This window comes from Streptomyces sp. NPDC092296 (assembly GCF_044755465.1).
In the GTDB taxonomy this organism is placed as follows: domain Bacteria; phylum Actinomycetota; class Actinomycetes; order Streptomycetales; family Streptomycetaceae; genus Peterkaempfera.
Genome location: NZ_JBIVRB010000002.1, coordinates 431,935 through 442,178, shown reverse-complemented (window position 1 = coordinate 442,178; position 10,244 = coordinate 431,935). Strand labels below are relative to the sequence as shown.

The window sequence follows — 10,244 nt, the reverse complement described above, 5'->3', positions numbered from 1 at the left end:
GTACGGGGGGGGGGGGGGGGGGGGGGGGGGGGGGGGGGGGGGGGGGGGGGGGGGGGGGCCCCGGGGGGGGGCGGGCGGGGGGGGGGGTGGCGGGGGGGGGGGGGCCGGCCCCCCCCCCCCCCCCCCCCCCCGCTTCTGTCACCGCACCCGGGTTCTGCCTCTAGCGGGTGGTGTCCGGAAGGACCGATGACCGGCGTCGGGCAGCCGCCGGTCATCGATCACCTCCAGTGGACTAGACCATGCATGGTCCTGTCAAGGTCTAGACCAACTGTGGCAACGCCGTTCACCCGATCATCACTCGAACGTCATGGCACCGGCGTACCCGGCACCCTGACGCAGCGTCACAGCGCCACGCCCAGCAGCGCGTCCACCGTCCGGGAGACCAGGCCCGGCGCACCGGTGTCCGTACCGCCCTCGGCCTGCTGCCGCTCGGCCCAGCGGTCCACCGCCGCCAGCGCCCGGGGCGCGTCCAGGTCGTCGGCCAGCGCCGCGCGCACCTCGGCCAGCAGCTCCCTGGCCGGGGGTCCGTCCGGCCGGGAGACGGCGGCCCGCCAGCGGCCCAGCCGCTGCACGGCCTCGTCCAGCGCCGCGTCGGTGTACTCCCAGTCGGAGCGGTAGTGGTGGGCGAGCAGCGCCAGCCGGATCGCGGCCGGGTCGACCCCGGCGGCGCGCAGCCGGGAGACGAAGACCAGGTTGCCCCGGGACTTGGACATCTTCTCGCCGTCCAGCGCGACCATGCCGGCGTGCACATACGCATGGGCGTACGGGTGGCCGCCGGTGGCGACCTGGGCGTGCGCGGCGCCCATCTCGTGGTGCGGGAAGGCCAGGTCGCTGCCGCCGCCCTGGACGTCGAAGGACATCCCGAGGTGCTCCAGCGCGATGGCCACGCACTCGATGTGCCAGCCGGGCCGGCCGGTGCCGAGCGCGGTCTCCCAGGACGGCTCGCCGGGGCGGGCGGCCATCCAGAGCATCGGGTCCAGCCGGTGCTTCTTACCCGGGCGGTCCGGGTCGCCGCCGCGCTCACCGAAGAGCGGCAGCATCTCCGCCTCGGTCAGCCGGGACACCTCCCCGAAGCGGGGGTCGGACTCCACCGAGAAGTAGATGTCGCCGTCCAGCTCGTACGCGGCGCCGCCGTCCAGCAGCCGCCGCACCAGCGGCACGATCCACGGGATGGACTCCACCGCGCCGACGTAGTGGGCGGGCGGCAGCATCCGCAGCGCGGTCATGTCCTCGCGGAAGAGCGCGGTCTCACGCTCGGCGAGCTCGACCCAGTCGACGCCGGTCTCCTGGGCCCGCACCAGCAGCGGGTCGTCGACGTCGGTGACGTTCTGCACGTACTGCACGTCGTGCCCGGAGTCCAGCCATATCCGCTGGACCAGGTCGAACGCCGTGTAAGTGGCCGCGTGGCCCAGGTGGGTGGCGTCGTAGGGGGTGATGCCGCACACATAGAGGCGGGCGGTGGGGCCCGTGGGAATGATCTCCCGGGTGCGGCCGGCGGACGTGTCGTGGAGGCGCAGGGCGTCGCCCCGGCCGGGAAGCGCGGGGACGTCTGTGGCGGGCCAGGCATGCATGCTCAAAACTCTAACCGGCCGATCATTTCAACAGGTAACGGGCTTCCGGCCAAGCCCGGACCGCACCGCTCAGATCGGCGGCCACGGCACCGCCGGCCAGTCCTCGGACGGCTCCGGGTGCCGCCCGCCGGCCAGCAGGGCTGCCACCCGCTGCCGGGCGGCCGCGATCTCCGCCCCGGTCAGCAGCGGCCGCAGCCGCTCACCCAGCGCCCCGGCCAGGTCGGCGCCGAGCTTGCGCAGCACCTCCAGCGCCTCGGCGGGCAGCGGCTCCCCGGCCCAGCCCCACAGCAGGGTGCGCAGCTTCCCCGGAACGGCGAAGGTCACCCCGTGGTCGATGCCGTACAGCCGGCCGTCGGCGGCGGGCAGCAGATGGCCGCCCTTGCGGTCGGCGTTGTTGAGCACCGCGTCCAGCACCGCGAGCCGCCGCAGCCGGGGGTCGTCGGCGTGCACCAGCAGCGCGGTGCGCCCGGCGCCGACCTCCGCGCGGCCGATCGGCAGCCAGCCCGGCTCGGCCTCCTCGGCGTCCTGGAGGGCCAGCAGCGCGGTCTGCTGCGGGTCGGGCTCCACCCAGAGCTGCACCATTCCGGTACCGAGCGGGCCGTCGCGCAGCACCGTCGGCGGGATCATCGCCCAGCCGCCGGCCGCCGCCACCTCGTACGCGGCCACCTCGCGGCCGGCCAGGGTGCCGTCCGGGAAGTCCCACAGCGGACGCTCGCCGCGCACCGGCTTGTAGACGCAGACGGCCTGCTCGCCGTCGAGCGCCACGGTGCAGTACAGCACGGTGTTGGAGGCGCCGCCGAGCTGCCCGTGCACGGTCAGCTCGCCGCCGCGCAGCAGCGCCAGCGCGCGCTCGGGGGCGGCGGCCAGCGCGGCCGAGGCGACCGGGTCGGCCTCGGGCGGCTGCTGCTGCGGCTCGGCGGTCGGTTCGCCGGGCCCGGTGGGCGCCTGGTCGGAGGTGTTCAGCGCCGGTATCCGTTCGCACGCGGGCAGATGTGGCCCTCCGGGTCCAGCGGCAGGCTGCAGAACGGGCACGGCGGCCGGCCGGCCGCGACCAGGTCCAGCGCCCGCTTGGCGAAGACCCGGGCCATCGCGCCGGTGATCCGCACCCGGAGCAGCGGCGGGCCGTTCTCGTCGTCCTCGAACAGCTCCTGCTCGGCCTCGGCCGCCTCGTCGTCCTCGGCGTCGGCCTCCAGCAGCGCCTGCGCCTCGACGACCACGCACTCCTCGCTGCCGTCCCAGGCCAGCGCCATGGTGCCGACCCGGAACTCCTCGACCAGCGGCAGGTCCAGCGGCGCCACGTCGATCAGCTCGGAGGGCGCGACGGCCGGGACGGGCGCCGCGCCGCCGCTGCGCCGCAACACCTCGTCCAGCAACTCGTCGACCCGCTCGGCCAACGCCGCCACCTGGGTCTTCTCCAGGAGCACGCTGGTCGTACGACCGCCTCCGCTGGCCTGGAGGAAGAAGGTGCGGTCGCCGGGCTCGCCGACCGTGCCGGCCACGAACCGCTCGGGTTGGTCGTAGAAGAACACCTGACGGGGCACTCGCTGCTCCGATACTTGCCTCTGCTGACGTCGTCGTCCGCCTCTCACCCTACCCACCGCACGGGGGTGGGCGCAGTGGAGGTGGGCGCAGCGGGGGTGCGCAGGGGAGGTGGCCGCCGATCGCGGCCGGCCGCGTGGTCAGGTGCCGGTGGCCCCGCCGACCACCGCGTCCGACTGCTCCCGGCCGTCGCCGCTGGGCGCGGGGGCCGCCGGGGCCAGTCCGGACAGGTCGCCGGTGTCGCCCAGCCGCAGCAGGAACGGCCGCAGCGGGGTGTAGCGCAGCACGGTGACGGAGGCGGGGTCGACGGAGATCCGCTGGAAGAGGTCGAGGTGCAGGCCCAGCGCGTCCGCCACCACCGCCTTGATGATGTCGCCGTGCGCGCAGGCCAGCCAGACGGCGTCGGCGCCGTGCTCGGCCGCCACCCGCCCGTCCCACTCGCGGACCGCCTCCACCGCGCGGCGGCTCATCTCGGACAGCGCCTCGCCCTCCGGGCCGGGGAAGACGGCGGCGGAGGGGTGGTCCTGGACGGTGCGCCACAGCGGCTCCTGGGCGAGCTCGGCCAGCGGGCGGCCGGTCCACTCGCCGTACCGGCACTCCCCGATCCGCTCGTCGAGGTCGGACGCCAGTTCGGGCCGGGTGGCCAGCAGCGGCTGGACGGTCTGCCGGCAGCGGTCCAGCGGGCTGGAGACCACCCGGGCCAGCGGGACGGCGGCCAGCCGGGCGGCGAGGGCGGTGGCCTGGGCGCGGCCCTCGGCGTCGAGGTCGACGCCCGGACTCCAGCCCGCGAGCACCCCGGAGGAGTTGGCGGTGGAACGGCCGTGGCGGACGAGCAGCAGGGTCGGCATGCGGCCAGCCTAGAGCCCCGCCCGGGGCCGCGCTCGGGGCCCGTCGCGCCCGGCCGCGCCCCCGGTGCTGTCCGCTTCGCGGCGGAGGAGCGAGAATCGACGGGTGATCGTGGATTGCGCCATTTACCGCAACGGCAGCCGGGCCGAGGGCCCGTCGGACTTCTCCGATGCCGTGGACGAGGCCCGCAAGTCGGAGAACGCGTTCGTCTGGATCGGACTGCACGAACCGACCGCGCAGGAGTTCGAGCTCGTCACGGACGAGTTCGGCCTGCACCCGCTGGCGGTGGAGGACGCCGTCCGCGCCCACCAGCGGCCCAAGCTGGAGGCGTACGACGACTCGCTCTTCCTGGTGCTGAAGACGGTGCACTACAACGACGTGCACGACACGGTGCACACCGGCGAGCTGATGCTCTTCGTCGGTGACGCGTTCGTGGTCTCGGTGCGGCACGGCTCCGGCAGCCCGCTGGCCGAGGTGCGGCGGCGCCTGGAGCAGCAGCCCGAGGTGCTGCGGCACGGGCCCAGCTCGGTGCTGTACGCGGTCTGCGACGAGGTGGTGGACACCTACATCGACATCGCCGGCGAGCTCCAGGTGGACCTGGAGGAGCTGGAGGCGGCCGTTTTCTCGCCGCAGCTCGCGGGCGCGCCGCGCGGGAGCAGCGGCAACATGGCCGAGCGGATCTACGGCTTCAAGCGGCAGATCGTGGAGTTCCGCCGGGCCACCGGACCGCTCCAGGACCCGCTGGCCCGGCTGACCGGCGGCGGCGTGCCGTTCGTCTCCGCCGACGCGCGGCCGTTCTTCCGGGATGTGAGCGACCACCTGATCCGGGCGAACGAGCAGGTGGAGTCGTTGGACCGGCTGCTCACCGACATCCTCAGCGCCAATCTGGCGCAGGTGAGCGTCCAACAGAACAACGACATGCGCAAGATCTCCGCCTGGGCGGCGCTGGCCGCCGTACCCACGATGATCGCCGGTGTCTACGGGATGAACTTCGAACACATGCCGGAGTTGAAGTACATCTGGGGCTACCCGGCGGCGCTGGCACTGATGGCGACTGTCTGTGTGGTGCTGTACAAGGTCTTCAAGCGCAGCGGCTGGCTGTGAGCCCGTACGGCTGGTGGCGGGCGGGCGAGGTGGAGATCGCCGGGTGGGTGGGTAGGTAGCTGCCGATCGGCTGGTGGTCCCGGACAAGTGAGGCGGTGCGCATGTTCGGAGGCGGCGGCGGGGTCTGGCGGGCGGTGCGGCCGAGGCCGGCCGAGGGGCCGCCCGGGGCGGCGGGCACCGACTGGGCTCCGTACGCGCGGCTGCGGGACGCGGCCCACTCGTACTTCCTGCACGCCGATGTCGCGTTGGACGCCATCGCCGGGGTGCTGGGGCGGCGCCGGGTGCGGGGGTTCACCCTGGAGCGGGTGGTGGACCTCACCGAGAACGGCGCCTCGGTCTGGCAGGAGGCGGCGGTCTGCGACGGCAAGCGGCTGATCCTGTGGCACAGCGAGGAGGTCACCGACCACGAGGCGCCCGGCGGGACGGTGCTGGACTCCTCGGTGCAGGTGCTGCCGCTGGGCGCGATCGGGCACATCGGGATGCGCACCGTGGTCGGCCGGGACGAGCGCGGCGGCCGGATGAACCGAGGCGTCTACCTGGTGGTGGCCACCGGCACCGTGCAGGAGCTGAGCGCGGTGCCCGCCGACGACGCGGGCTCGGCCACCGCCCGGTTCCGGCCGGAGGCGTTCCGGTTCAGCAAGTCGCTGGACGACGGCGGCCCCGGGCAGATCGCCCGGCTGATCGACTTCGGCCGGCTGCTGGGGCAGCTGGTCCCGGAGGGCCGCCGGTAGGCCCGGGGCCCACCGGCGGCCGCCCGGCGCGGCTCAGGCCAGCCCGGCCAGCTCCAGCGCCGCCACGCCGGTGCGCAGCGCCTCGATCCGCTCCGCCAGGGTGAGCCCGGCCGGGGAGAGGGTCAGCGTGGTGACCCCGGCGTCGGCGTACGCCTGCATCCGGTCGGCGATCCGCTCCTTGGGGCCGATCAGGGCGGTGGAGTCGATCAGCTCCTGCGGGACGGCGGCGGCCGCCCCGGCGTAGTCCCTGGCCAGGTAGCGCTGCTGGATCTCCTCGGCGGCCTGCTCGTAGCCCATCCGGCGGGCCAGCCGGTTGTAGAAGTTCTGCTCCTTGCTGCCCATGCCGCCGACGTAGAGCGCGGTGTACGGGCGGAAGGCGTCGGCGGCGGCCGCGATGTCGCCGCCGACGGCGATCGGCACGGTGGGCACCAGGTCGAAGCCGTCCAGCGTCAGCCCGGCCCTGGCGCGGCCGGCCCGCAGCGGCTCCAGCGAGAGCTCGGCGTGCTCGGGGGCGAAGAAGATGCCCAGCCAGCCATCCGCGATCTCGCCGGTCTGCTCCAGGTTCTTCGGCCCGATCGCGGCGATGTACAGCGGGATGTGCTCGCGCACCGGGTGCACGGTGAGCTTGAGCGGCTTGCCGGCGCCGCCGGGCAGCGGCAGCGTCCAGTTGGCGCCCTGGTGGACCAGGCGCTCGCGGGACATGGCCTTGCGGATGATCTCCACATACTCGCGGGTGCGGGCCAGCGGCTTGTCGAAGCGGACCCCGTACCAGCCCTCGGAGACCTGCGGACCGGAGACGCCGAGGCCGAGCCGGAAGCGGCCGCCGGAGAGGGTGTCCAGGGTGGCGGCGGTCATCGCGGTCATCGCCGGGGTGCGGGCCGGGATCTGGAAGATCGCCGAGCCGACGTCGATCCGCTCCGTCTTGGCGGCGACGTAGGCGAGCACGGTGGCGGCGTCGGAGCCGTACGCCTCCGCCGCCCAGCACACCGCGTAGCCGAGCCGGTCGGCCTCCTGGGCGACGGCGACGTTGTCGGCGTCGTTGCCGAGGCCCCAGTAGCCGAGGTTGATACCGAGTCGCATGTGCTGCAAGCCTCCGTGGTGTGGCCGGATGCGGGGTGTTGCAGGGTGTGGTGTGTTGCGGGGTGTCGAGGTGTTGCGGGGTGTCGAGGTGGTGCCGGATGTGCGGTGTGGCCGGACGCGGGCGTCGGGGCGAGCGTAGCCGCCGGCCCCCACAGCATGCTACCGGCGGGTAGCTGTGTGCCGCATCACGCTCCGCAGCCGTCGCGTACCGCCCCGGATACGCCCCCACCTGCGGGTCTGCGCGACGCGCCGCAGGCCGCCCACTACGCTCGGCGGACATGGAACAGCGACACCTCGGCCGGACCGGGCTGCGGGTCTCCCGGCTCGGCCTGGGCACCATGACATGGGGCCGCGACACCGACGAGCAGGAGGCCGCCGAGCAGCTCAAGGAGTTTCTGGACGCCGGCGGCAACCTGGTCGACACCGCCGACGTGTACGCGGACGGCGGCGCCGAGTACCTGCTCTCCCGGCTCATCGAGGACCTGGTGCCCCGCTCCGAGCTGGTGATCGCCACCAAGGCGGGCAGCGTGCCGGACGCCGACCGGCGCTTCGACGCCTCCCGGGGGCACCTGCTGGCCGCGCTGGACGCCTCGCTGCAACGGCTGGGCACCGACTACGTGGACCTGTGGCAGGTGCACGCCTTCGACCCGGCCACCCCGACCGAGGAGACCCTGCACGCGCTGGACCTGGCGGTCTCCTCCGGACGGGCCCGCTATGTGGGCGTCTCCAACTTCTGCGGCTGGCAGCTGGCCAAGGCCGCCACCTGGCAGCGGGCGGTGCCCGGCCGCACCCCGCTGGCGGGCACCCAGATGGAGTATTCGCTGCTCCAGCGCAACATAGAGCGCGAGGTGCTGCCCGCCGCGCTCGACCTGGGCGTCGGGCTGCTGGCGTCCTCGCCGCTGGGCCGGGGCGTGCTCACCGGCAAGTACCGGCACGGCCTCCCGCCGGACTCCCGGGGCGCCTCCCCCTACCTCTCCGGCTTCGTCCTGCCGTACCTGGACGACCGGGGGCGGCGGATCGTGGACGCCGTGACCACCGCCGCCGACGGGCTGGCCAGCAGCCCGCTACAGGTCGCCCTGTGCTGGGTACGGGACCGGCCCGGCGTGGCGGCGGCACTGGTCGGCGCCCGGACGGCCACCCAGCTCCAGGCGGCGCTGTCGGTGGAGGCCCTTACGCTTCCGGAGGAGATCCGCGGTGCGCTCGACGACATCTCGGCGCCGGTCCACCGCTATCCCGACCAGGACTGGAGCGAGTTGTAGCCGACTCCTCCGCACATCGACCAGCACCAGGGAGCGTGAGCCGTGAGCGACGAGGACACCCCCGGCACGGAGGGGCTTCCGGGGCCGACCGGGCGCGAGGAACAGGGCGCCGAGGGCGCCCCCGGCGTGCGGGCGGCGGTCGCGGAGCGGCCGGACACCGCCCGGCTCGCCGAGGCCATCCGCGCCATGGGCGGCAGCGGGCCGCCGCCCGCCGAGGCCGGAGCGCCGGGCGGCGGCGCCGACCAGCCCCAGCCCGCCGACCAGCCCCACCCCGCCGACCAGCCGCCGCCCACCGACGAGCAGCGGGCGGCGGCGCTGCGCGCGACCGCCGAGGTGCTGGCCGAGGGCGGCGCACCGGCCGAGCTGGCCGCGGGCGCGGTGGCCGCGCTGGGCGACGGCGCGGCGCAGGCGTTGCGGGACGACCCCTGGGCGGTGCTGGCGCTGCCCGGGGTGCGGCCGGAGCAGGCGGACGGCTTCGCACGCGGCCTGCTGGGGCCCGCCGCCGGGCCCGGTGACGAGCGCCGGGCGCAGGCGCTGACGCTCTGGCTGCTGGAGCAGGCCGCGCTGCTGGGCCACACCGCGCTCGCGGCGGCCGAGCTGCGGTCCGGGCTGGCCACGCACGGCGTGCCGAGCCCGGAGGAGGCGCTCGGCGGGATCGTCACCGACGGCCGGGTGATGGCCTTCCAGGAGGAGGAGCCGCAGGCCGCCGGCCGGGCCGCCGAGGACGACGACGAGGAGCCCCCGGTCCGGCTGCTGCTGGCGCTGGACCGGCTCGCCCTGGCCGAGGAGAGCCTGGCCGACGGGCTGGTGCGGCTGATGTCGACCTTCGAGCCGGGCGAGGACGGGCCCCCGGCGGCGGGCGGCGAGGACGGCGAGGAGCGGGCCCACCCCGGCCCGGCCGCCTGGGAGGCCGCAGCGGCGGCGGCGCCGTCCGCGTCCGCCGCGGCGCTGGTCCGGGCGGCGGCCGACGCCGGCCTGGTGCTGCACACCGGCGGCGAGGCGGCCCGCGCCGAGCCCGCCGCGCTGGTCGCCGCCGCGCGGACGCTGGGGCTGCGGGCCTGGGCCACCGCCTGGACGGCCGAGGGCGCCCGTGCGCTGGGCGGCGCGGCCGAGCCCGGCGCCGAGGTCGCGGTGACCCTGGGCGGGCTGCTCTCCGGGGCCGAGGGGCCCGGCCGGTCGGCGGACGGCTCGCTCGCCCTGGACCTGCTGGTGGTCTGCGACGCGCCGCTGCTGGACGTGGAGACCGCCGCCACACTGGCCGAGTCGCTGGCCGACGGCACCCGGCTGGTGCTCAGCGGCGACCCGGGCCAGCTGTGGTCGGCCGGCCCCGGCCGGGTCTTCGCGGACCTGCTGGCCGCCAAGGCGTGCCCGGCGGTGGCCTCCCGTACGCCCGACTTCGGGCCGATCGGGGAGCTGGTGTCCGGGATCGGCGTCGGTGAGCTGGAGCCGGTGGAGGCGCCGGGCAAGGAGGTGGTCATCGTCACCGCCAAGGACGGCGGGGAGGCCGCCCATCGGGCGGTGCAGCTGGTGCTGGACTCCATCCCGCGCGCGCTGGGCATCCCCGCCGACCAGGTCGCGGTGCTGACCCCCGGGCACGGCGGCAGCGCCGGTACGCGGGCACTCAACGCCGCGCTCAAGGCACGGCTCAACCCCGGCCCCGGCCGGTTCGGCGGCTTCGACCCGGGCGACCGGGTGGTCCACTCCCCGGTGCCGGGCAGCTGCACCCCGGGCACGGTGGTCTCGGCCGACGCGGCCGGGCTGCACCTGGAGCTGGACGGCCGGCCGGTCGTGGTGCCGCGCGACCGGGTGGCGCAGGTCCGCCACGGCTGGGCGCTCACCGTGCACCAGGCCGTCGGGCGGCGCTGGCCCGGCGTGGTCGCGGTGCTGCCGGACGACGCGGCGCGGGCGCTCACCCGGCAGCTGGTCTACACGGCCTTCGGGCGGGCCGAGCGCCATCTGTCCGTGGTGCACGCGGCCGGTCCGGCCCTGGCGCAGGCGGTGGCCTCGCTGCCCGCGCGGCCGCGTACCACCCGGCTGCGCGGCATCCTCGCGGAGCAGACCGCGCAGCCGTGACACGGCGGTGGGGCGGCCACCCGGCGTCGGGTGGCCGCCCC

The 10,244-nt window shown here is 75.7% G+C and carries 9 protein-coding genes; 4 read left to right on the top strand and 5 right to left on the bottom strand.

The window, feature by feature from the left end; genetic code table 11:
• Positions 1-341: 341 nt before the first annotated feature.
• The 4 genes from mshC to ACIQGZ_RS09550 all read right to left on the bottom strand — a co-directional run bounded on the left by mshC (position 342) and on the right by ACIQGZ_RS09550 (position 3,958).
• Positions 342-1,571: a cysteine--1-D-myo-inosityl 2-amino-2-deoxy-alpha-D-glucopyranoside ligase gene (gene mshC / locus ACIQGZ_RS09565; protein ID WP_402600471.1), complete on the bottom strand. Its 1,230-nt coding sequence runs from the start codon at positions 1,569-1,571 to the stop codon at positions 342-344.
• Positions 1,572-1,640: 69 nt separating this feature from the next.
• A complete protein-coding gene (locus ACIQGZ_RS09560) occupies positions 1,641-2,438 on the bottom strand; it encodes an SCO1664 family protein (protein WP_402600744.1) in 798 nt (265 codons plus the stop codon).
• 92 nt (positions 2,439-2,530) lie between these two features.
• The gene (locus tag ACIQGZ_RS09555; protein ID WP_402600470.1) at positions 2,531-3,112 is read right to left on the bottom strand and encodes a DUF3090 domain-containing protein; all 582 of its coding nucleotides are present in this window, start codon (positions 3,110-3,112) and stop codon (positions 2,531-2,533) included.
• Positions 3,113-3,250: 138 nt separating this feature from the next.
• Entirely contained in the window at positions 3,251-3,958 is a 708-nt protein-coding gene (locus ACIQGZ_RS09550) for an MSMEG_4193 family putative phosphomutase (RefSeq protein WP_402600469.1), read from the bottom strand.
• Between the two features lie 103 nt (positions 3,959-4,061).
• On the opposite strand from ACIQGZ_RS09550, the gene corA reads away from it, so the two are divergent.
• Positions 4,062-5,060 (top strand): magnesium/cobalt transporter CorA, encoded by a 999-nt coding sequence (corA, locus tag ACIQGZ_RS09545; protein ID WP_402600468.1) that lies wholly within the window; start codon positions 4,062-4,064, stop codon positions 5,058-5,060.
• A 101-nt stretch (positions 5,061-5,161) separates the two neighbouring features.
• Positions 5,162-5,791: a hypothetical protein gene (locus ACIQGZ_RS09540; protein WP_402600743.1), complete on the top strand. Its 630-nt coding sequence runs from the start codon at positions 5,162-5,164 to the stop codon at positions 5,789-5,791.
• A gap of 33 nt (positions 5,792-5,824) precedes the next feature.
• Here the strand turns inward: ACIQGZ_RS09540 and ACIQGZ_RS09535 are convergent, their stop codons facing one another.
• Positions 5,825-6,871: an LLM class F420-dependent oxidoreductase gene (locus ACIQGZ_RS09535; protein ID WP_402600467.1), complete on the bottom strand. Its 1,047-nt coding sequence runs from the start codon at positions 6,869-6,871 to the stop codon at positions 5,825-5,827.
• A 278-nt stretch (positions 6,872-7,149) separates the two neighbouring features.
• Between ACIQGZ_RS09535 and ACIQGZ_RS09530 the strand changes: the two genes are divergently transcribed.
• On the top strand, positions 7,150-8,130 hold the full coding sequence (locus tag ACIQGZ_RS09530; protein ID WP_402600466.1) for an aldo/keto reductase: 981 nt from the start codon (positions 7,150-7,152) through the stop codon (positions 8,128-8,130).
• 42 nt (positions 8,131-8,172) lie between these two features.
• Positions 8,173-10,203 (top strand): ATP-binding domain-containing protein, encoded by a 2,031-nt coding sequence (locus ACIQGZ_RS09525; RefSeq protein WP_402600465.1) that lies wholly within the window; start codon positions 8,173-8,175, stop codon positions 10,201-10,203.
• Positions 10,204-10,244: the final 41 nt, after the last annotated feature.